Raw genomic sequence first — 20976 nt, 5'->3', positions numbered from 1 at the left:
TTCGACTCCGCTCAGCCTGACGGATTATTTGGCAACATCAGCACGCAAGATTCCTCGGACACTGGCTTGATACGCCACATGCTCGGAATGACGTTCTGATTTATTTGGAACGGCGGGGACGAGGCTCACCCCTACCTTTGCCAAAACATCATCTTGTATGGCCCTGACGCAGCTGGCTGGTATTGAAGTGGACTTGGTGCGCAAGCGAATGCGCAGTCTGCGGCTGACGGTGTACGCCGCCGGGCGCGTGCGCGTGTCGGCGCCGCTGCACACGCCCCTGGCGGCGGTGGAGGAGTTTGTGCGGACGCGCCGGGCCTGGATTGAAAAACATCAGCAGCAGTTTGCGGCCCGCACCCCTGCCCCGCAGCTACAGTTTGAAGCGGGCGAAACGCATTTCTACCAGGGCCAAGCCTACACGCTGGCTGTACACCCCGCCGACCGTCCCCGGGTGGAGCTACACCCCGAAACCCGGGAGCTGCACCTCTACGTGCCGACCGAGGCCACCCCTGATCAGCGCGCGGCCTTACTCACGGCTTGGTACCGCCAGCAGCTGCGGGCGCTAATGCCGCAGCTGCTGGCCAAGTGGGAACCGGTGGTGGGGCGGCAGGCGGCTAGTTGGGGCATCCGGCAGATGCGCACCCGCTGGGGTACCTGCAACATTGGCGCCCGGCGCATCTGGCTGAACCTGGAGCTGATGAAGCGGCCGCTGCTCTGCCTGGAGTACGTGGTGGTGCATGAGCTGAACCACTTGCACGAGCGGCTGCACAATGCCCGTTTCTGGGGGCTGATGGATCAGTTTATGCCCGATTGGCGGACGCACAAGGCCGAGCTGAACCGCATCCACCTCACGCCCGGTGCCCCGCCCGACGCAGACTGAGCGCTGCCTGAAAAGACGTTTCCCTCAGCCTGACCTTTTAAAGTATTCGGCATAGCCTGGTTTGCGTTGAAATCTGGCTGGCTAGACAATGCGCGAAAAACTATTCTTCTGCGCGAAACCCGTGACTGAACCCGCAACGACCGCGGCGAGGCCCGCGACGATTGAATCCAAGGCCGCATCGAGTGAATCTTGGCCCGCAACGACTGCGTCCGGACCCGCGACGAGTGAATCTATACCCGCATCGATTGAATCTTGACCCGCGACGATTGGGACCAGGCCCGCGACGACTGCGCCCACACATTGGACTTTTGCTATCCGGTCGGCGGATTTTTGGAATCCTCAGGTCGGACTTTTTGCGAAAAACAGTACAAGTTGACTGGCTGCTTTTTGGCTGCCAACTGTCACACTCGCTAGGGAGTGAGGCTTGCCTTCGCCCCCTAGCGCGTTTTCGCACGTTGCTGCGGTGGCAATACGACCGGGCAGCGCCACCTAGAATGCCTGCAGCACCGCGCTGATATACACCTGCTCCTGCTCCGAGAGTGTGGGATGGATGGGCAACGACAGTACCGTGCGGCACAACTGCTCGGCCACGGGGAATTGCCCGGCTCGGTAACCTAGGTATTGGTAAGCGGGCTGCTCGTGCACGGGCAGTGGATAGTAGACGGCGCTGGGTACGCCGTGCCGGTGCAGGTGCTGCTGCAGGGCGTCGCGGCGGCCGGGCTCGTCGGCCACGCAGATGGTGTATTGATGAAACACGTGGGTGCTGCGCGGGTCGCGGCCCGGGATAGTGAGGCCGGCTATTGGGCTAAGTAGGGCGTCGTAGCGGGCGGCCACGCGCTGGCGGGCGGCGGTCCAGGCCGGCAGGTGGGGCAGCTTCACGCGCAGCAGGGCCGCCTGCAGGGTATCGAGGCGGGAGTTGAGGCCCACGTGCTGGTGGTGGTACTTGCGCGTCTGGCCGTGGTTGGCAAGCTGGCGCAAGTAGGCGGCTCGGGCTTCATCCCGGGTAAACAGGGCGCCCCCATCGCCGAAGCCCCCGAGGTTTTTGCTGGGGAAGAACGAGGTGGTGCCCACCTCGCCTACCGTGCCGGCCATCCAGGTTTTGCCGGAATCAGGCTGAAACGTGGCCCCAATGGCCTGGGCGTTGTCTTCAATGAGGGCCACGCCGTGCGCGTCGGCTAGCGCCCGTAAGGCCTGCAAATCGGCACACTGGCCGAACAAATGCACCGCCACAATGGCGCCAGTGCGGGGCGTGAGAGCGGCCTGCACGGCAGCGGGGTCGAGGTTGAACGTATCAGGGAGTACATCGGCGAGGACGGGACGCAAACCCAGCACGGCGGCAGCTTCCAGGGTGGCTACATAGGTGAAGGCGGGCACAATGACTTCGGCCCCGGCGGGCAGGTTCAGGCTCATCAGGGCCAGCTGCAGGGCATCGGTGCCGTTGGCGCAGGGAATGACGTGGGCACCGCCGAGGTAGTGGCTTAGTTCCTGCGCAAACAGCCCCACGGCCGGCCCCTGGATGAAAGCAGCTTCGGCCAAAGTCTGGCGCACCGCCGCTTCCAGCTCGGCCTGAATGGGCGCGTGCTGGGCCGGCAAATCGAGCAACTGAATGGGCGAGGAAGGACGAATAAGCGCAGGCAAGGAAGGCAGGGCATCGAGGGTGGACGCCAAAGATAGAAGTCCGGGGCTATCCGCCGCGTGCGTAACCCCGGGCGGCATGGCGTCGTTATGGCAGCAGTTCAGCTCCAGAATGAGCCGACTATTTCCCGTTCAACTTTCTCCTCCCTACTGCCATGTTGAAAAAATTCATCACCCTACCCGCGCTGGCTGCATTGCTGCTGACCGGCGCCATGACGCAAACAAGCTGCTCCCGAACCGAAAAAGCCGAAGTTGCTCAGGATAGCGAACAGGCTTATTCCGATTTCCGCACCTTTGTAACCAACGCCGAAACCAACGCCGAAATGGTGGGCGACAAAACCGAAGAGCAGTGGAACCAGGAAACTACCCAGCTGAAGGCCGATTATGATGCCCGCGTAGCCGCTGCCGAAGCCGGTATGTCGAGCTGGGATGAGGCCCGCCGCACCGAGTACGACCAGTTGAAAACCCGCTACACTACGGCGTACGACAAGCGCGCCGCCGCCTGGAGCAGCCGCGCCGGGGCTTCGGCGTCTTCGGGCACGCCTACCAAGCTGGGCAAATACTACAAGCCCTCCTCCCCTGCTGCCCAGATTACGGCCGCCAATGCCCGCGCTACCTATGAGGCCTTCGTGAACAACATCAAAGCCAACGAAAACCAGTACGACATCGACGACTGGCGCAACATCAATGCTGAGTGGCGTGCCCTGGATGAGGCCTACGATAAAATCAAAGGCGACATTTCAGCCAAAGATTTGGCCGAAATTCAGAAGGAAAAGCTGAAGTACGCGGCCTTCAAGTCGTACGACAAAGCTGAGGCCCGCACGGCCCAGGGCGCCGACGCCGTGAGTGGTGAGGCGAAGGAATTAAGCGCTGAAACGGCCGATGAGCGCAGCAAAGTAGGCCAAGCCGCCAGCAACACCGCTTCTGACGTGAAAGATGCCGGTAAAACTGTAGGCCAGAAAATCGGTAATGCCGCCAAAAAAGTAGGCGAGAAAACCAAGGAAGGCTACAAGGAAGTGAAGTCGGAAGTGAAGAATACCGACAACGACTAGCTTTCTGTTAGCCCCTAGCCAATGGCGCTTCGCCGTTCGCCTATTGTATATCGTGTTTCAACCGCCAGCCTCTACGGGGCTGGCGGTTTGTTTTTAGGCGTAGGCTGTCGTGGCTAACAGGAAAGCGCCATCAGCTAACTACTTTCCTGGTGCGGCCGAGGGCCAGGAGCAGCCAGTAGAGCTTCAGCGCGTCGAACTGCCGTAAGCTTCCCGGTACGCCTTGCAGCAGCTGTCGGCGCACCCGGCGCTGCACCAGCGCAAACCCCCGGCAGAACGCCTGGTCGAGGCCCATCTTACGAAGGCGCAAAGCCGAGCGCAGGAGCTTAGTATCGGTGCCCAGTCCTTCGGCCCGATACAGTTGCGCGAGGTTGAGCACCGCCTGCCGCGACTTGCGCAGGAACTCCGCCGCTGGCTCCAGGGCATCGTGGAGGACGGGGTTATCGAGGTGGTGTACGTGTACCTGCTGTTCCTGCAGCGCCCAGCCCAGCTTGGTGTCCTCGTGGCCATAGCGCGTGAGGTGCTCATCCAGCCCGATGCCGCGAAACACATCGGCGCGCATCAGCACATTTTTCAGGTTGAACTGCGCATAGGGCTGCCGTTGGCGGCTCTTCGCGGCGCGGGCTTCGCGCAGGCGGCCGTAATGCCAGCGCAACAGTTGGGGCCCGGTTGGGGCTTCGGCAGCATAGGTTGTGCCGCCTACCAGCACCGGTGCCGTGGCGAGGGCCGTGGCGTAGCGGGCCAGAAACTGGTCGTCCGGCAGGGAAATATTATTATCCAGCAGCAACAGCCAGGGGTGCTGAGCCGCCGCCGCCAGCCGGTTCCGGATAGCTGAGCGGCCAATATTTGCCGGTAGTTCGTGGTAGACAACCCCCGCCCACGCGACCATGGGTCGGTTCAGAGCCCGCACCGCGTCCTCAGAACCGTCGTCGAAGCACAGAATTTCCACGGGGCCGGGCCACTGACGAGCTTGTTGTGCCAGCATCTCTACCAGCCGGGTCACATCCCGGTTATAGATAGGTAGCAGAACCGACAGGCCAGACATGAACGAAAAGCTAGGGTAACTGATACAACCTGGAGCTTAACGGCCGCTCAGCTCCAGGTTGGCCGTAGCGGAGTCCAGCAGGTGGCCGTCTTTGCATTGCAGAATGCGTTGCGGGTATTGGCGGAGCAGCGGGTAGTTGTGCGTAGCCATTAGTACGGCCGTGCCCGCGTGGTTGATTTCCACAAACAGCCGCATGATGCTGTCGGCTACATCAGGGTCGAGGTTGCCAGTGGGCTCATCGGCCAGCAGCAGCAGGGGCTCGTTGAGCAGAGCGCGGGCAATTACCACCCGCTGCTGCTCGCCGCCGGAAAGCTGGTGGGGCATTTTGCCGGCTACGTTGGCCAGGCCCACGCGCATCAGCACTTCCGAAATGCGTTGTTTTTTGCGGGCCTTCCCGGTCCAGCCGGTAGCGTTCAGCACAAACAGCAGGTTGTCGGCAACGGAGCGGTCAAAGAGTAGTTGGAAGTCCTGAAAGATGATACCCAGCTTGCGCCGTAGCTGCGGCACTTGGCTGCGGCTGAGCCGTTGCAGGGGCACGTCCGCTACGGTGCCGGTGCCTCCGCCCAGGGGCAGATCGGCGTAGAGTGTTTTCAGCAAGGAGCTTTTGCCGGAACCCGTACGGCCCACCAGGTACGCAAACTCGCCCTTTTCCAGCCGAAACGACACCTTTTGCAGCACGGTATTCACCTCCTGCATGATATACGCGTCGTGGAGCTCTATTACGGCCATGCGGTTACGGCTGAGGGACTTAGGAATTAGGAACGAGAGTCTTGGTAGTTCGGATCCTGGATAAGGTTCAAAGGTGCAGCAAGCCGGTGGCTAACAGAACGCCATTCAGGCCCTTGCCACCTAAGCCCTAAGACCCTAAGGTCAGTTTCTGCAGCTTGCCAAACTCAAGTTGCTCGATGACGGAGGCCAGGGGTACTTCCTTGCCTTCCAGCCCGTACCGATGCAGATCTTTCAGGGGACGGTCGGCGCGGAAGTACGCAATGAGCACGAAGTTTTCGTCGCGCAGCTGGATGTAGTCCGGAATCTTGGCCTTGCCTTTTACTTTGATGATGTACATCTAGGTCAATGTGCTAATGTGCTGATGTGATTGAATGTGCTAATGCTCTCGATTGTAAATTAACACCTTAGCACATTCAACCACATCAGCACATTAAGAATTTACTTTCTTATGATCGGCCAGGAAGGTAGCCAGTCCTTTGTCCGTGAGGGGGTGGTTGAGCAGCCCGGTAATGACGTTGAGCGGGCAGGTTACCACGTCGGCACCCAACTCAGCGCACTGAATGAGGTGGGGTACGTGGCGCACCGAGGCCGCCAGCACCTGCGTGGGGTAGCCGTAATTGGAGAAGATGTCTACAATCTGCTGCACCAGCTGCAGGCCGTCGTGGCCGATGTCATCGAGCCGGCCCACAAAGGGCGAAACGTAGGTGGCTCCGGCTTTGGCGGCCAGCAGCGCCTGCCCGGCCGAGAAGATGAGCGTGCAGTTGGTTTTAATGCCTTTATCGGAGAAGTAGCGGATGGCCTTCACGCCGTCCCGAATCATGGGCACCTTCACCACAATGTTGGGGTGCAGCTCAGCCAGCGCCTCTCCTTCCCGGATGATGCCTTCAAAATCCGTCGCAATTACCTCGGCCGATACGTCGCCTTCCACCAGCTCGCAGATCTGGCGGTAGTGGCTCATCACGGCATCCGTGCCTTTGATGCCTTCCTTAGCCATTAAGGACGGGTTGGTCGTTACGCCGTCGAGGACGCCTAGCTCTACTGCTTCCTGGATTTCGCGCAGGTTGGCCGTATCAATGAAAAACTTCATGCGAACAGTTTGAAAAAAACAATGCCCCAAAGCTAACCGATTGCGGGCAAACGCCGCGCGCGGTTTCGTTGGGGCATGGACAAAAAAAAGCGAACCAATATCGCACCGCTCAACCGCCTACCCTTGCTACCTTCCGGTCCTGGGGGAGTTCAGCAGGAGCTGGTCGTACTGATTCGCCGTTGCAAATATACGCACGGATTCCGGGCCGGTGCAAGGTTTTTTCTGTTTTAACTCCAAACCCAGGCCATGTAGCTGAGGCAGAAGCCAAAAAAGGAGCACCTGCGTGCTCCTTTTGGTTTGTTTTCGTAGCATCAGATTGAAGGCCGGCCCGAAAAAGGCCAGGCCGGTTATTTCTTTTTATCAGCCTGCGGCGCCAGACTCACATTTACGGGCAGGTAGTTGCTGGCATCAATTTCCTTGTCGACGTAGCCCCCGTAGCTGAAGAGGAGCTTGTTTACGCCGGCCGGCACCTGCAGGGTGTAGAAGCCTTTGGCATCGGTGCTGGCAGCCACACCGGCCCCCCGCACGTACACAGTAGCGCCAATCAGGGGCTGGCTATCCTCGTCCATCACCCGCCCGGTGAGGGTAACTTTTTCGGGGGCTGGGGCAGCCAGCACCGCATCCGCCGTAATTTCTTCTTCACTGCTCAGTACCGGGTCCCGGATTTCATCGGGCGGCGTAGTGGGCTTCAGTACCGCCGCCATGGTGGCCGTAGTGGGCTCCGGAGCTGGCGTGGCAGTCTGGGCCTGGGCTGCTCCGATTGGCAGCGCAAACCCTAGTAAACCGAGAACGAGAGTAGCGTAACGCATGGCGGACAAAAGGGTTAGTGAGACAGGGAACGGAACAAAGGTGCACGTACCGGATGCCTGCATCAAGGCAGATTGTGACCTTCCCGTGACAAGTACCCTGGATGCAAAAAATTGCACATTTCCTATAACCATCGTGCAAAAGCCATGCACTGGGGCTGGGCAGCAGGAAAATCCCGGTATTTGTCGGTACGTTGTGACAACTCCACTGTAACGGTAGCATCAGCCGGCGGCTAAATATTCTTCCCGCGGAATGCCCGCAGGCAGTGTCAGGTCTGCAATCTGCGTTTTACCTTTGCCCATGCCTCAACAGATTCTCATTCTCGATTTTGGGTCGCAGTACACCCAGCTCATTGCCCGACGCATCCGGGAACTGAACGTTTACTGCGAAATCCATCCGTATAATCACGCCCCGAACCTCACTGAGGATATTCGGGGCGTGGTGCTTTCGGGCTCTCCCTGTTCCGTGCGCGACGCCGACTCGCCCAACCCCGACCTGAGCCGCTACCTGGGCCAGGTGCCGGTGCTGGGCGTGTGCTACGGGGCTCAGCTGCTGGCCCACCAGCAGGGCGGCGAAGTGCTGCCCGCGACCATTCGCGAGTACGGCCGCGCCCGCCTGGCCCGCGTAAACCACGAGTCGCCGCTACTCCACGGCGTGCCCACCGAGTCGCAGGTCTGGATGTCGCACGGCGACACCATTAAGAGCCTGCCTGCCGGGTTCGACATCATTGCCAGCACCCCAGAAGTGGCCGTGGCTGCCTTCAAAATTGCGGAGCAGGAAACTTATGGCATCCAGTTCCACCCCGAAGTAACGCACTCTACCGACGGCAAAACGCTCCTGCAGAACTTCGTAGTTAACATCTGCGGGCTCGACCAGAGCTGGACGCCGGAGCACTTCGTGGACTCGATGGTGGCTACCCTGCAGCGCACTATTGGGGAGGAAGACCAGGTGATTCTGGGCCTTTCCGGCGGCGTCGATTCTTCGGTGGCCGCGCTGCTGCTGCACAAGGCCATTGGCAAGCGGCTGCACGGTATTTTCGTAAACAACGGCCTGTTGCGCAAGGACGAGTACGAAGATGTGCTCCACTCCTACAAAGACCTCGGGCTGAACGTACGCGGCGTGGATGCCTCCCAGGAGTTCTACGCGGCCCTTACCGGCCTCACCGACCCCGAGCTGAAGCGCAAAGCCATTGGCCGCACCTTTATTGAGGTGTTCGACCGCGAAGCCCAGAAGGTGGACGGCGCCCGCTGGCTGGCCCAGGGCACCATCTACCCCGATGTAATTGAGTCGGTGTCGGTGAAGGGCCCAGCCGTGACCATCAAAAGCCACCACAACGTGGGCGGGCTGCCCGAGAAGATGAACCTGCGCATTGTGGAGCCGCTGCGGGCCTTGTTCAAGGACGAGGTGCGCGAAGTAGGCCATACCCTGGAGCTGCCGGTAAATATTCTGCACCGCCACCCCTTCCCCGGCCCCGGCCTGGGCATCCGCATCCTTGGCGATATTACGCCCGAGAAAGTAGACCTGCTCCAGCGCGCCGACGCCATCTTCATCAACGGCCTGAAAGAGCACGGCCTCTACGAGAAAGTATGGCAGGCCGGCGTGATGCTGCTGCCGGTGCAAAGCGTGGGCGTGATGGGCGACGAGCGAACCTACGAGCGGGTGGTAGCCCTACGCGCCGTAACCAGCGTAGACGGCATGACGGCCGACTGGGCCCACCTCCCCTACGAGTTCCTGGCCGAAGTGAGCAACAAAATCATCAACCAGGTGCGCGGCATCAACCGCGTGGTGTACGACATCAGCTCCAAGCCCCCAGCGACGATTGAGTGGGAATAGAAACCACGGATTTGGGCGGATTTCGCGGATTTTGGGGACGGTTCGCGGGCAGTAGCGGGGCGCCGCCCCGCGCCATTCGGCTGGCTTTACTGGCCTAATGCGCGAGTTGCGCTGCCTAGCCAACCTGAAGCATACTTGTAGACATTACCAACCGCTCGGCCATTGGTCGGGCGGTTGACGTTTTAGGGCTGAGCTATTTCCAGCAAGGCTTGGCCTTCGAAGTCATACCCTACGGTGTTCTGCTGCTGATGGCGGGTGAGTTCCCTCATAAACAGCTGGAAGCGGATGTTACCGGCCGTGGCTCGTAGCGTGAGGTTCGTAGCTGGCAGTTGCAAGTATGTGCGCTGATTATGGCTATGCTGGCGAGCCAGCGAGTCGGCTACGCGGCCGGGAAACACCGAGAGGCGCGGTTGCCAGCGCTGATTGGCTCCCAGCTGCTCCAGCAGCAATGTACGGCCACGTTCCTGGGTGCGTAGCCGGAACGAGCCTTCCCGCACGGAAGCCGTGGCCACAACCTTGTCGGTTGAATCATGAGGATACTGGGTAAAGCGCACGTTGGCCCACCAATAGCGTCCGTCTCCCAGCTTTAAGTATTCCGTCGCATCGGCGGCAAAGGAGGCTGAAATTTCCTGGGCTTGGTCAGTAGCCTCTGGGTCGGCCCGGACTAACAGGCTAACAGCAAATAACTGATTGGACTGCCATTGTACTTGCTCCCATTTCGTGCCGGCCAGCAAGGCATCCGGGAGCTGCAGCGAAGCGGTAAATAAAGGCTGTAATTGCTCGGCAGCATTACGCTCAGCGAAGAAGTGGAAAATGGAGGAAATGCGCTGGCGCACCGCCAAAGGCAGATACGGTACCCGCTTCCCCGCCCCATCCAGCTTGCCATCTTTTAGCAGCTTGTACCGGAGGCTGATTTCGCGCAGCTGCCCACGCTGACTGCGCTGGGCAACGGCAAAGGCACTAAGAGGGCCTACGGCCGCCAGAAAGGCCACCAGCGCCAACGAGGCCGGAATCCAGATGATGCCCTGCCCCCGGCGCACCAGAAAGTAGATGGCCATGCAGAAAAGCCAGGCGGCCAGCACCAGCACAATGTACCGCTCTTCCGTCACGCCATATTCCCCAACGCGGGTGCCAATAGCCACGGCTAGTAGTCCCAGAAGCGGAAACAGCGCCAGGTAAAACCAGCGGGCAAAGGTCCGGATCCAGGTATTTTCGGCAGCTTGCCGAATGGGGTGAATCAGCAGCAGCGCGAAAATGCCCGCTACGGCCAGTGCCAGGATAAGCGTGGAAACCCAGCCTTTGGGCAGCGTCCAGAGCCCCACGATGCGCGCCAGATAGGCATACAGAATCACCAGGTACAGCACCACCAGGGGCAGTAGCACAAACTGCGTGAACAGCTTGAGGCCCTTGGGATAAACGGCCTCCTGTTCCAGCTCGTCAAAATTCCGGGGAACACCGGCCAGGAAAAACCACGTGTTGAATACCGTTGCCAGCACCACGAACAGGTAAGCGTAAAGCCGCTCGTTCACCTTTACATCGAACAGGTTATCAATGGCCACCAGAGCCAGGGAACAACCCACAAACAGGACGCCGGAATACAAGCCGGCCGTGAGAATGCGCAGAAACAGGGTTTCGTTGTAGCGCCAGAAGCCCGGTGTATCGGCCCGCCCGCGCAACTCCGAGACGTAGGGTCCGGCCGCTACGGCCAAGTGTAACGCCAGCAGCAGCAGCGCCAGCCGTATTCCCCAAGTGGTATCCAGCTGAGCGGGCGCCAAGCCATACCACAAGCCCAACAGCCCCAATGCCCCAGCTAGGCTGCCCCAGCGCAGCCCTGGTCGCCAGTGGTACCGCTCGGCCGTGAGAGCCAGGGCCAGCGTGAGCGAAAGACCCAGCCCGGCAGCCGACAGGGCCGGAAAAAGCCATTGCACGTTTTGCTCGGCCTCATTGTCGAGGTCAATGACGTAGAAGCCAACTCCGCACAGCACGAAGGCACACAGCAGCGTGAGGGGAAAGCGCCGCGCCACCCGGGCTGCTTCGGCAGTGAGGCGCTGGAGGGAGGGTAGTTTGATAGCCATAGCAGAGAATATGCCCGGCAAGAACGACCCTTTTATTGAGTTCCTTCACGGGCAGGCGCTCCTCACACTAGCGGAGTAGCTCCTCTACTTCCAACAGCAGCGCCGTATTTTCGAGGATTTCCTGGAGCTGGGTAAGTTCAACCAGCGAAAAGACCAGCGCCATGCGGCAAACCGGGGTACGCAGGGCAATACAGCGCACTTCGGGGTCTTGGGTGTGCAGGCAGTGGTGCTGCCAGGTACGCGCTACGTATGCCCGAAACTCCGCAAACTCTGCGGCGGTGGTAGCCAGGGCAACATTGCCAAAACACACGTGCAGGTGCTGCGTCCGTGGGCACCGCGCACAGTAGCCAAATTCGTTGTGGTGAAAGAACTGCGCCATAAACGCGAGGAATTGAGGAATGATCCGACAAGTATAACTATTTAGAATTTTTCTAAATAATAAAGCCCAATTGTTTTCTACCCCGCAGGCTTTTTGCTGAAAGTAGCCTCACAACTTCTACCTTGAACGCCCTACGCCGCGCCCCGGCCGCTTGTCTTTGGCTTAGCTGTCCGATTCACTTGCTGCGTAAGAAGCTTCTCCCAGGTGCGGCCTTTTTCTTTACGCTTTACATGAAACGCTCTACTATTCCGCGGTTGCTGGCTGTGCTTGTGCTGGTCGTGCTGCTGGTGGTAGTGGGCACCGCCTGGCTGCTGGGCACCCGCTGGGGGCAGCGCCGGGTAGAAGCACTGGTGCGCGAGCGGGTAAGCCAGCACTCGGAACTGGTACTGGCGCCGTTTGACGTGCGCTTTTCCCTGTTGCGCGAGTTCCCGCACCTTACAGCCTCCCTGCACCACCTCAGCCTCACCGACACCTCCTACGGGCGCCGGGTGGAAGTACTGCGCGTGCGCCGGGCCGATGCCCGCCTGGAAGTCAGCAAGCTGTGGCGCGGGGAGTTCCGGGTGAGTCGGCTAACGGTGCGCGACGCGGCCTTCCGCCAGTACACCGATTCGGTAGGGCACGACTGGGGCCTGCGCGGCAAGGGCCCCCGCAAAGCCACCCCCGCCACCCCGCCCAGCTTCCAACTCGACTCCCTGATCCTGGTTAACGCGCATTTCCAGGACCGCAATGAGCTTCACCGCAGTGGCTTTGCCGCCTTGGTGCGCCGGGGCAGCCTTGCCGCTACGGTCTGGCACGGTGTGGCTCATACCAAAGGACGCTTGCAGGGGGAACTGCAATACTTGCGCAGTGGGCGCGGCAACCTGTTTGCGCAGGAGCCCATGGTAGCGTTAGTGCACTACAAGTATGCCTTCCGACAGCGCACCGGAACTTTTTTGAGCACCCGCGCCACGCTCAACGGCGACACCATCCGCTTGAGCGGCACCCACCAGGGGGCAGCCCCCGGCCAGCCCCGGGGCACCCAGCTAAACCTGCGCTTTGCCGGGCGCCAGCCCCTGCTGGAAGTGCTGCGCGTGGCCTTCCCTCCCGGCCTCGACCGGTTTCTGGAAAAAGCCCGCAGCCCCAGCCACGCCCAGATCTGGTACTCCATTCGGGGCCTGAGCGGCCCCACGGCCCGGCCGCGCACGGTTCTACGGTTCGCCCTCCACAACGCGCAAGTGCAGTGGGCCGACTCGGCGCGGCGCATCCGGCGCTGGGATGCCCGCGGAGTATTCGACAATGGTGTCAGTCACTCGCCCCGCACTACGTCCCTCACCTTCGAGAAATGCCGCTTGTATTCGCACGCCGGGGAGCTGTCGGCCCGCCTGACGGTGTACGACTTCACTCAGCCTCACTTGTACGGGCGGGTGCAGGGGCGCACAGAGTTGCAGACCCTGGCCAGCGTTTTGGTGCCCAGCCTATGGCGGGCCCGCCGGGGCGAGGCGGCACTGGATCTGTACCTGAACGGCACTTTCCCGACAATTCCTAGCCGCGCTGCCCGCCAGGTCCGGCAGGTCGACGAAGAGCTGGCACCTATTGCCGCGCGTGGTACGGTGCGCCTGGAAGATGCTTCGTTTCTCATTCCGGGTCGGGGGGCCGATATCCGGCGCTTGAATGTACTGGTCCGGCTCCAGGACAGCCTCTGGCGCCTGGAAAACCTGACGGGCCAACTCAATGGCATGCAGGTGCAGGCCAATGCCACCACCCAGTATTTACTGGCGTATTTCAGCGGGCAGCACCCCACCACCAATATAACCGGCACGTTTCGGGTCGATGAATTGCGCTTGGCGGAGCTACGCCGCTTAGTGGCGCCCCCGGCTGCACGGCAGGGCATCCGGCCCCAAACGCGGGCCTTACGGCGTAAGCATCCGCAAGGGGTGGTTACGCGTGCCCTCAACTTTCTACCGCCGGGCTTGCGCCTGAACATCCAGCTCCAGTGTGGACGTCTGGTCCTGGCCACCGATACCCTGCAAGACCTGGCCGCCACCGTACGCCACAATGGCTACCGCGTGCAACTGGCCGATTTACGGGCCAAGGCCTGGGGCGGTGACTTGCAGGGCGCCGTGAGCTGGCCCACGGATATTACGCGCCCCCAGCCGGTGGCAGCACGGCTCACGGTACACTTCCGCCAGATGCAGTACACGCGGCTGTTGAGCCGTATCACGCAGCCGCCCCGGCGGGCAGTTAAAGCGCCCACCGACCCAACCCTCCGCGAGCTGCTTCTGGCTGCCAACGGTCAGGCCACGGCTACCATTGGGGCGCTGCTGCTGCCGGGTGGTGACCAGCTCACCAATTTGCAGCTACGTATCGACAAGAACGGGCCGGTATTTAGGGTACCCCGGCTAACGTTTCAGACGTCGACCGGGGGCACTGGCTTGCTGGCGGGTACGGCGCAGCTTCAGGGCAGCCGCCTGCTCTCGGCCAACGCCGACCTGGAGCTCCGCTACGCCACGCTTGATGTGCAGCACCTGCTGCAACTGCTGGCTGCCCTAAGCACGGTGCCCGAGCCCGCCCCCGATTCCCTGCGCCGCCGGGGGCCGCGCCCGGCTTCCCGGCCTAAGCCATTCCTCGATGGTACGGTCACGGGTACGGTACGCGTGCTGGCCGACGATATCCGCTACGGGGCGCTGCGTGGCCGACAACTTTCCTTGCGCAGCAGCCTGGAAGCAGGGCGGGTAGTTGTACACGAGTGTGGCCTGCAAGCCCTGGGCGGCGCCCTGCATTTGCGGGGCCAGCTGCAAACCCTGGTAACTGAACAAGGCCAGCTCCCGCTGCACACCCAGGTAAGGCTGCAGGACATTCAGCTGCCCGAGCTGTTTGGCCTGGCTTCTGAATTGGGACTTGATGTACTAAAGCCGGCCAACATCCGGGGCACCATGCGCAGCGAGGCTGATGTCCACACCCTGCTGGACGCGACGTTTCTGCCGCGCCTGGCTTCTACCCAGGCCTTTCTGCGCACGGACTTGCAGGGCCTGGAGCTGCTGAATGTGGAAGCCCTGATGCAAACCCTGAAAATGCTCCGCAAGCGCCGCACCAGTCACGTGTACTTTGAGCCCGTCCGCTCCCGTTTTATCCTGGATGGCAACCGCTTGCTCATTCCAAGCCTTAGCCTGAGCAGCAACCTCACAGATATGGCCGTGACTGGGGAATACACCCTCGACGGCCGGGCAGACTTGTTTGTGGGTTTGAGCCCGATGCAGACCCTGTTCGGCGACAACCGCCAGCGCGTCAGCCGGGTGCAAACCGGGGAAGCCGCTAAACGTCCCAGCCGCGGCCTCATCTACGTGCACCTCCGCCGCGCGCCCGGCAGCCGCTACCAGGTGCAGCCATTTCAGAAAAAAGCCCAGCGTCGCCAGCAGGCCGCCATCCTGGAGCAGTACCAGCAGCTGCTTCGGCAGCAACCTTTGGATACCACGCTGCAGCTCCTGCAGTAAGAAATAAACCCAAAAACAGGCCTCAGTACATCTTGGGCAGGTCGATGCCGCGAATCGTGCGGAACAGGCTGAGGGCGTTTTGATCGGTGAGGCCACCGATGTAGTCCGTCAGCAGGACAATTTGCTCGTAGGCCGTAGCGGACTGCTGAGGACCCACGGCGCGAAACTGCTCGGGCAGCAGCTGCAACAGCTTGCGCGACCGGGCACTGCTCTGCGGATCGAAGGTGGCATGCAAAAAGGCGTCGAGCAGCCCGGCCAGCACCTCAAAGCCGGCTGCCTCAATTTCCAGCACCGGCCGGCTCTGGTACAGATGCTCAACGGTGAGCCGGTGCATGAGCTGCAGCTGCTCCCAGCAGTCGAGCTCCTGAACCAGGGGCTCATCGGCGCGGCCGCGCAGCAGCTCCGGGGCCTGATCGGCGAAGCGCCGGGCTGTTTGCAGCACGAGGTGGTTGATGAGCCGGGCCCGCAGGTAGCCCAGTTCCTCCCGCCAGTCGCGCCACTCCAGGGAGCCCCGCCGGTCGGGCGCGTCGCCGAGCATTTCGCGCAGGAGGCGCAGGCCCGCTTTTCGCGGAATAAGACCCAGCTTCAGGCCGTCTTCAAAGTCGATGATGCGGTAGCAAAGATCATCGGCGGCTTCTACCAGGAAGGCCAGCGGATGTCGGTGAAAGAACCCCTCGGCGCCCTCAGCCGACTTGGCGAGCAACCCCAGCTCCCCGGCCATTTCCCGGAAGCGAGGAGCCTCGGTTTGAAAATAGCCGTGCTTTTTCTCGCTGGTGCCTTGGGGCCGGTTGGTCTCAGGTACCAGCGAGGGACGCGGGTATTTGGTGAAGGCGCCAAGCGTAGCGTAGGTAAGCCCCAGCCCGGAGGAGCCGCTGCTGTGGGCTGGATACGTGTGCGTCAGCACCCGAAATCCGGCGGCATTGCCCTCAAACTGCTGTAAGTCGGCGCGCTGGGCAGCGTTGAGCACCCGCACAAAGGGCTCCGCCGCCCCGCTCCGGAAGTAAGCCGAAATGGCCGCCTCGCCACTGTGCCCAAAGGGCGGATTGCCGATGTCGTGGGCCAGGCAGGCGGCGGCCACAATGTCCCCAAAGTCACTGTCCAGATACGGCAGGCTTTGCCGGAGGCTTTCCGACTCTTCCAGCAGCAGGCGCCCACCCAGCCGCCCCAGGGAGCGGCCCACGCAGGCCGTTTCGAGCGAGTGGGTAAGGCGCGTGTGCACGAAGTCGGTTTCGGGCAAAGGCATTACCTGGGTTTTGCGCTGCAGCCGCCGAAAGGACGAGCTGAACACCACCCGGTCGTAGTCGGCCACGAAGGCCCCGCGCACGGGCAGAGCATCCGTTACGACGTGCAGCTGCGGCTGCTCGGGGTAGCGGCGGCGGCTCAGCAGCTTCTCCCACGACATGGCGGGGGCAGCAGAGGAATCGGTCTGGAGGTGCATCATAACCCGCTCAAGGTACACTGCAACGAACAATTTGCCTTCCTGCGGCAGTTGGCGGCGAACCGGCTACGCGGCGCGCATCGGCTCATCATTTACCCGGCCCAGCAGGCGCACGGTGATGTAGCCCAACAGCAGGAAGGCCCCAAACAGCAGCGTAACGCCCCAGGTGCTGGGGTGCTGCCAGGGGTGCAGCAAGCGGTTCAGAATGTCGAAAAACAGGGTGAGCGGGTTGGTGATGATGTCCCAGCTATTAAAACGCAGGTAGCGCCCCAGGTACACGCCGAATGCGCTGAGCAGCAAGGCCACCGCCGCAAAGCTCCACCCGGCCCACCAGCCGAGGCGGCGCGTGACCAGCATTTGCATGTCCGTCAGGGAGGCATACGCCAGCATGAGCCCATTCCAGGCGCAGGTCAGAATCAGCGCCAGATCATACCAGTAAGGCACGCCGGCGCGGGGCTCCAGGTGAAAAAGGTCGGTGAGAATATAGGGCGCATTGGGAAAAAACAGCAGCCATACCGCTCCTACCGGCAGCAGCACCCGCGCTTTAAGCCGGCCATGCGTGAGACGTAGCAGCGTGCTCAGCCCAAAGGGAATCAGGGCTAGAAACAGGTTCCAGAGGAGAAAGACGAACGTGATTTTTTGGGTAATGAACACCCGAAACGTAATGAGTACCACGCTCAGCGCCAGGGAGGCGCCCAGCACTAGCAGCAGGTTAAGGCGCTGCCGCAGCTGGGGCTGAGCCATGGACAGGAAAGTAAGGGAGGCCGTCATGCCCCTAAGTAGCGTAATCTTTTGGAGCTACGCCAACGGCTGCCAGCTTTCTACCCGGGCAGCCCGGCAAAATACCCGGTGGCGGCAGCGTTTACCGGGTAGCTCAATGGTTCTGCCGACGTAGCCCTTCCCCGTCACAACTACGTACCTTTGCGCGAGGAGGCGCGCTGGTTGCGGCTCCGTGGTACTCCCGCCTAATCTTCTGGCTCCTCGATTTTATGAGGTCTTCCTATGCTTTACTGATTGCGCTGCTGTGCGCGGCCTTGGGACCAACACCCCGTGCCCAAGCTCAGCAGACGCCCGTGAAAAAGCCGGCACCCGCAGGCAGCACGTCGCCGGCAAAACCGGTTACGACGGCTCCTACACCCGTCGCGAAACCCACCCCGGCCCCAACGTCGCCCAAGCCCAGTGGCCCGCCCCTGCCCGCTAACCTGGGCTCGGTAGACTTTGGCACGCGCTACAAGAATGGCAAGCTGCTCATCGACCAGACGCGCTATGAGCTGGCTATGCAGGAGCTGCAGCCCCTTACCGTGCCCACTACCAGGTTCGACCGCGCCCCCGAAGCCGCCTACCTCTACGCGGTAGCCGCCAGCCGGCTGAAAAAGTGGGCGGAAGCCGAACAGATGCTGAACCTGCTGCGCAACCGGTTTTCGCAGTGGCCGTCCCTAGCCGACGCCCTTTTCCTGCAAGGGCAGCTTTCCTTCGAGCAGGGGGATTTTGACAATGCCCTGCGCGTACTGGCCCAGCTTCCTCCGGACCGCCTCGTGGCCGAGCGGGAATACATGAAAGCCCAGTACCTGCCCCGCGTCAAGGACAAGGCCACCTTTCAGAAGCTAATTCAGGATTTTCCGCAGGATGCCGCCCTGGCCCGCGCCTACGCCGACAAGCTGGCCAACGGCGGCTGGTACACCGATGCCGACCGCGCTCAGCTCGACCAGCTCATCACCCAGTTTTCGCTCGACCGCACCCGCTACACGCCTCGCCGGGCAATCAAGAAAAGCTCCTACAACATTGCCATACTGCTGCCCTTCGAGCTGAATGACACCAGCTGGGAAACCCGCCGCAAAAACCAGTTTGTCACCGATTTATACGCGGGCCTGCGCCTGGCCCAGGACTCCCTGCAGCGCGAAGGCCGGCCCGTGCAGCTGTTTGCCTACGATACCGGCGCCGATACGCTTCAGCTCAAGCAGGTGCTGGCCCAGCCGGAACTGGCCGGCATGGATATGATTATTGGGCCGGTGTATAAATCGGGCAGTAAAATCCTGGCCCGCTACGCCCAGCAAAAGCAGATTGTCACGGTAAATCCGCTTTCCCAGGATGGGGACCTGGTTCTGGACAACGCCTGGCACTACCTGTACGAGCCCAGCACGGCCACCCAGGCTCGCCAAGCCGCCCAGTTTGCCTACAACCGCCTGGGCGGGCCCCGCACGGCCGTGGTGCTCTACGAAGACACTAAAGACGAGGCGACCTTTGGGCTGGCCTACAAACAGGCCTACGAAGCCCTGGGCGGCAAAGTGCTGCAACTGCGGCGCATCAACTCCGACTTGGAAGAGTCGCTGGCTGCAGGCTTTGCGGGCGTTGACCTCAAAACGCTGGGCCACCTGGTTGTGGCCTCCGATGGCAAGCAGGCGGGCGCCTATACTTTCACCGCCATGAAAGCCCAGGATGCCCGCACGCCGCTGCTCACTTACGCATCCTGGATAGAAAACAACCGCGTAGCGCTAAGTCAGCTCGATGCGCGCGACGTGTACTTTGTGCAGCCCAAGTACCTGGACAAAGCCAACCCGGGCGTGCGACGCTTCCGCCAGCTGTATACGCAGCGCCAGAATTTACCGCCTTCGGTTTTCGCCTTTTCCGGCTTTGAGCTGTTGTATTACTTCGGTACCCAACTGCACCAATATGGGCCTGCTTTCCAGCAGCAGCTGGCCAACGGCGGGCCGGTTTCGGGCACGTTGTTCCAAGGCATCGGCTACCCCGGCGGCGCCCACGATAATCAGTACGTTCCCATCACCAAGCTTGAGCGACTGGAAGTGGAAGTGCTGAACCCCGTTGATGGCCGCTAGCGGCTGTAAATCCGTGCCCGTTGCCTGCACTTGTTGCAGGGTTTCTTGTTAGTTGATTGGCTTATTCCCATCCGTGGGTAGCCGTTCGTCGTTTTGCCCAACCTTTTTGTATGTCACAGTCTCTGCCTTCTGCTCCCACCCTCACGCTTTCTACCAGCGACGCCCTTTTCACCCGCGCTAAAAATCACATACCTGGCGGTGTAAACTCTCCGGTGCGGGCCTTCCGGGCCGTGGGCGGGCACCCCGTGTTCATGCAATCGGCTAAAGGGGCCTGGCTGACGGATGTTGATGGCAACCAGTACCTCGACTTCATCAACTCCTGGGGGCCTATGATTCTGGGCCACGCGCCCGCGTTGGTGCTGGACGCGGTGCAAGCCGCTGTGCACGGCTCCTTGTCGTTTGGCGCGCCTACCCGCCGCGAGGTCGAAATGGCCGAGTTGATCAAGCAGATGGTGCCCAGCATTGAGAAAGTACGGCTCGTAAACTCGGGTACGGAAGCCACGATGTCCGCCATCCGGGTGGCCCGCGGCTATACCGGCCGGGACAAGATCATCAAGTTTGAAGGCTGCTACCACGGCCACGGCGACTCCTTCCTGATTGCCGCCGGCTCCGGGGCCCTCACCCTGGGTGCCCCCGATTCGCCGGGCGTCACCCAGGGTGTGGCCCAGGACACACTCACCGTGCCTTACAACGATGTGGCGGCCGTAGAGCAAATTATTGCCGCTAATCCCGGCCAGATAGCCGCCCTTATTCTGGAGCCCGTAGTGGGCAACATGGGCCTGGTGGCGCCCCAGGAAGGCTACTTACAGGCACTGCGCGCGCTGTGCACCCAGCACGGCATTGTGCTTATTTTCGATGAGGTAATGACGGGCTTCCGCTTGGCTCGCGGCGGTGCCCAGGAGTTGTATGGCATCACCCCGGACATGACGACGCTCGGCAAAATCATTGGGGGCGGCATGCCCGTGGGTGCCTACGGGGGTCGGCAGGACATTATGGATAATGTGGCCCCGGCCGGTAAAGTGTATCAGGCCGGAACCCTGTCTGGTAATCCCATTGCCACGGCCGCCGGCATTGCCCAGCTTACGTACCTCAACGAACACCCCGAACTCTACACCGAGCTCAACCGCATTACCACGCGCATTGCCGACGGGACCCGCCAGATTTGCGCTGACCTGGGCCTGAACTACACCGTAAACCAAGTGGGCTCCATGTTCAGCGTGTTCTTTACCAGCCAGCCCGTCACCGACCTGGAGTCGGCGAAAACTTCCGATACGGAAGCCTTTGGCCGGTATTTCCGGGCCATGCTGCACCGGGGCATCTACCTGGCACCCGCCCAATACGAGGCGCTGTTTGTGAGCACGGCCATCACCGACGAGTACGTAGACCTTTACCTGACGGCCTGCCGCGAATCCATGCGCGAGGCCCACGGGCTTTAATGCGCGAATGTGGTGGAATGAACAGAGGTACTCATCGAGGAATTCCAGTACGGCAAGCAAGCGGCCCATCAGGTTGACGTCGTAGCAAGTTTTCAGATTTAAGAATACCTCTGCTTTTCAACAGGCCCCTGCCGTACACTACGGCAGGGGCCTGTCATTTTCATAGGATTGGCTCATTGCCTTATCCTCCTTGCCATGCTGCATCCTCCTACCAACTCATTTCTTCATATTTATAGCATCGGCGAAGCAGAGCACATTCAACCCACATTAGCACATCAGCAC

Annotated in this window: 16 protein-coding genes and 1 other RNA gene; 6 read left to right on the top strand and 11 right to left on the bottom strand. The window is 61.2% G+C overall.

From position 1 onward, the window contains the following. Nucleotides 1-157: 157 nt before the first annotated feature. Nucleotides 158-877, top strand: a complete 720-nt coding sequence (locus FY528_RS08635; protein WP_149070599.1) for a M48 family metallopeptidase — start codon at nucleotides 158-160, stop codon at nucleotides 875-877. Nucleotides 878-1366: 489 nt separating this feature from the next. Here the strand turns inward: FY528_RS08635 and FY528_RS08630 are convergent, their stop codons facing one another. Beyond that, a complete protein-coding gene (locus FY528_RS08630) occupies nucleotides 1367-2545 on the bottom strand; it encodes a DegT/DnrJ/EryC1/StrS family aminotransferase (RefSeq protein WP_262383949.1) in 1179 nt (392 codons plus the stop codon). Nucleotides 2546-2667: 122 nt separating this feature from the next. Between FY528_RS08630 and FY528_RS08625 the strand changes: the two genes are divergently transcribed. Continuing rightward, complete coding sequence (locus FY528_RS08625; protein ID WP_149070597.1) at nucleotides 2668-3564, top strand: DUF6565 domain-containing protein; 897 nt, start codon at nucleotides 2668-2670, stop codon at nucleotides 3562-3564. Between the two features lie 130 nt (nucleotides 3565-3694). On the opposite strand, the gene FY528_RS08620 is transcribed toward FY528_RS08625, so the two are convergent. The 6 genes from FY528_RS08620 to FY528_RS08595 form a co-directional block, all read right to left on the bottom strand. Further along, on the bottom strand, nucleotides 3695-4606 hold the full coding sequence (locus tag FY528_RS08620; protein WP_149070596.1) for a glycosyltransferase family 2 protein: 912 nt from the start codon (nucleotides 4604-4606) through the stop codon (nucleotides 3695-3697). A gap of 36 nt (nucleotides 4607-4642) precedes the next feature. Then, nucleotides 4643-5335: a cell division ATP-binding protein FtsE gene (locus FY528_RS08615; RefSeq protein WP_149070595.1), complete on the bottom strand. Its 693-nt coding sequence runs from the start codon at nucleotides 5333-5335 to the stop codon at nucleotides 4643-4645. A gap of 127 nt (nucleotides 5336-5462) precedes the next feature. Then, nucleotides 5463-5672: a fructose-6-phosphate aldolase gene (locus FY528_RS08610; RefSeq protein WP_149070594.1), complete on the bottom strand. Its 210-nt coding sequence runs from the start codon at nucleotides 5670-5672 to the stop codon at nucleotides 5463-5465. Between the two features lie 93 nt (nucleotides 5673-5765). After that, complete coding sequence (gene fsa / locus FY528_RS08605) at nucleotides 5766-6422, bottom strand: fructose-6-phosphate aldolase (protein WP_149070593.1); 657 nt, start codon at nucleotides 6420-6422, stop codon at nucleotides 5766-5768. A gap of 83 nt (nucleotides 6423-6505) precedes the next feature. Then, nucleotides 6506-6602, bottom strand: an RNA gene (ffs, locus tag FY528_RS08600) — signal recognition particle sRNA small type. A gap of 167 nt (nucleotides 6603-6769) precedes the next feature. Further along, nucleotides 6770-7231, bottom strand: coding sequence for a carboxypeptidase-like regulatory domain-containing protein (locus FY528_RS08595; RefSeq protein ID WP_168682931.1), 462 nt, complete (start codon nucleotides 7229-7231; stop codon nucleotides 6770-6772). A gap of 298 nt (nucleotides 7232-7529) precedes the next feature. Here FY528_RS08595 and guaA point away from each other — a divergent pair, with 298 nt between their 5' ends. Then, a complete protein-coding gene (gene guaA, locus FY528_RS08590; RefSeq protein ID WP_149070591.1) occupies nucleotides 7530-9062 on the top strand; it encodes a glutamine-hydrolyzing GMP synthase in 1533 nt (510 codons plus the stop codon). Nucleotides 9063-9244: 182 nt separating this feature from the next. On the opposite strand, the gene FY528_RS08585 is transcribed toward guaA, so the two are convergent. Both FY528_RS08585 and FY528_RS08580 read right to left on the bottom strand, forming a co-directional pair. Then, nucleotides 9245-11137, bottom strand: a complete 1893-nt coding sequence (locus FY528_RS08585) for a DUF4153 domain-containing protein (protein WP_149070590.1) — start codon at nucleotides 11135-11137, stop codon at nucleotides 9245-9247. 67 nt (nucleotides 11138-11204) lie between these two features. Beyond that, nucleotides 11205-11516 carry a DUF6686 family protein gene (locus tag FY528_RS08580; RefSeq protein ID WP_149070589.1) on the bottom strand — a complete coding sequence of 104 codons (312 nt, stop codon included), beginning with the start codon at nucleotides 11514-11516 and terminating at the stop codon, nucleotides 11205-11207. A gap of 230 nt (nucleotides 11517-11746) precedes the next feature. Here FY528_RS08580 and FY528_RS08575 point away from each other — a divergent pair, with 230 nt between their 5' ends. Further along, on the top strand, nucleotides 11747-14986 hold the full coding sequence (locus FY528_RS08575; protein WP_149070588.1) for an AsmA family protein: 3240 nt from the start codon (nucleotides 11747-11749) through the stop codon (nucleotides 14984-14986). Between the two features lie 22 nt (nucleotides 14987-15008). On the opposite strand, the gene dgt is transcribed toward FY528_RS08575, so the two are convergent. Both dgt and FY528_RS08565 read right to left on the bottom strand, forming a co-directional pair. Beyond that, nucleotides 15009-16427: a dGTP triphosphohydrolase gene (gene dgt / locus FY528_RS08570; RefSeq protein ID WP_149070587.1), complete on the bottom strand. Its 1419-nt coding sequence runs from the start codon at nucleotides 16425-16427 to the stop codon at nucleotides 15009-15011. 63 nt (nucleotides 16428-16490) lie between these two features. Next, nucleotides 16491-17195, bottom strand: coding sequence for a DUF1361 domain-containing protein (locus FY528_RS08565; RefSeq protein ID WP_149070586.1), 705 nt, complete (start codon nucleotides 17193-17195; stop codon nucleotides 16491-16493). A gap of 218 nt (nucleotides 17196-17413) precedes the next feature. On the opposite strand from FY528_RS08565, the gene FY528_RS08560 reads away from it, so the two are divergent. Further along, entirely contained in the window at nucleotides 17414-19258 is a 1845-nt protein-coding gene (locus FY528_RS08560) for an ABC transporter substrate-binding protein (RefSeq protein ID WP_149070585.1), read from the top strand. A gap of 110 nt (nucleotides 19259-19368) precedes the next feature. After that, nucleotides 19369-20694, top strand: a complete 1326-nt coding sequence (gene hemL, locus FY528_RS08555; protein ID WP_149070584.1) for a glutamate-1-semialdehyde 2,1-aminomutase — start codon at nucleotides 19369-19371, stop codon at nucleotides 20692-20694. Nucleotides 20695-20976: the final 282 nt, after the last annotated feature.

This window comes from Hymenobacter lutimineralis (assembly GCF_008271285.1).
Taxonomy (GTDB): domain Bacteria; phylum Bacteroidota; class Bacteroidia; order Cytophagales; family Hymenobacteraceae; genus Hymenobacter; species Hymenobacter lutimineralis.
Note: the sequence above shows the minus strand (reverse complement) of the source record. Positions and strands in the feature narration are given on the sequence as shown.

Bases quoted from the DNA above. Each gene is read 5' to 3' on its own strand.
- FY528_RS08615 (WP_149070595.1), bottom strand. From the start codon at position 5,335: ATGGCCGTAATAGAGCTCCACGACGCGTATATCATGCAGGAGGTGAAT.
- FY528_RS08620 (WP_149070596.1), bottom strand. From the start codon at position 4,606: ATGTCTGGCCTGTCGGTTCTGCTACCTATCTATAACCGGGATGTGACC.
- FY528_RS08580 (WP_149070589.1), bottom strand. From the start codon at position 11,516: ATGGCGCAGTTCTTTCACCACAACGAATTTGGCTACTGTGCGCGGTGC.
- FY528_RS08560 (WP_149070585.1), top strand. From the start codon at position 17,414: ATGAGGTCTTCCTATGCTTTACTGATTGCGCTGCTGTGCGCGGCCTTG.
- dgt (WP_149070587.1), bottom strand. From the start codon at position 16,427: ATGATGCACCTCCAGACCGATTCCTCTGCTGCCCCCGCCATGTCGTGG.
- FY528_RS08635 (WP_149070599.1), top strand. From the start codon at position 158: ATGGCCCTGACGCAGCTGGCTGGTATTGAAGTGGACTTGGTGCGCAAG.
- FY528_RS08595 (WP_168682931.1), bottom strand. From the start codon at position 7,231: ATGCGTTACGCTACTCTCGTTCTCGGTTTACTAGGGTTTGCGCTGCCA.
- guaA (WP_149070591.1), top strand. From the start codon at position 7,530: ATGCCTCAACAGATTCTCATTCTCGATTTTGGGTCGCAGTACACCCAG.
- FY528_RS08585 (WP_149070590.1), bottom strand. From the start codon at position 11,137: ATGGCTATCAAACTACCCTCCCTCCAGCGCCTCACTGCCGAAGCAGCC.
- fsa (WP_149070593.1), bottom strand. From the start codon at position 6,422: ATGAAGTTTTTCATTGATACGGCCAACCTGCGCGAAATCCAGGAAGCA.
- FY528_RS08575 (WP_149070588.1), top strand. From the start codon at position 11,747: ATGAAACGCTCTACTATTCCGCGGTTGCTGGCTGTGCTTGTGCTGGTC.
- FY528_RS08610 (WP_149070594.1), bottom strand. From the start codon at position 5,672: ATGTACATCATCAAAGTAAAAGGCAAGGCCAAGATTCCGGACTACATC.
- hemL (WP_149070584.1), top strand. From the start codon at position 19,369: ATGTCACAGTCTCTGCCTTCTGCTCCCACCCTCACGCTTTCTACCAGC.
- FY528_RS08565 (WP_149070586.1), bottom strand. From the start codon at position 17,195: ATGACGGCCTCCCTTACTTTCCTGTCCATGGCTCAGCCCCAGCTGCGG.
- FY528_RS08625 (WP_149070597.1), top strand. From the start codon at position 2,668: ATGTTGAAAAAATTCATCACCCTACCCGCGCTGGCTGCATTGCTGCTG.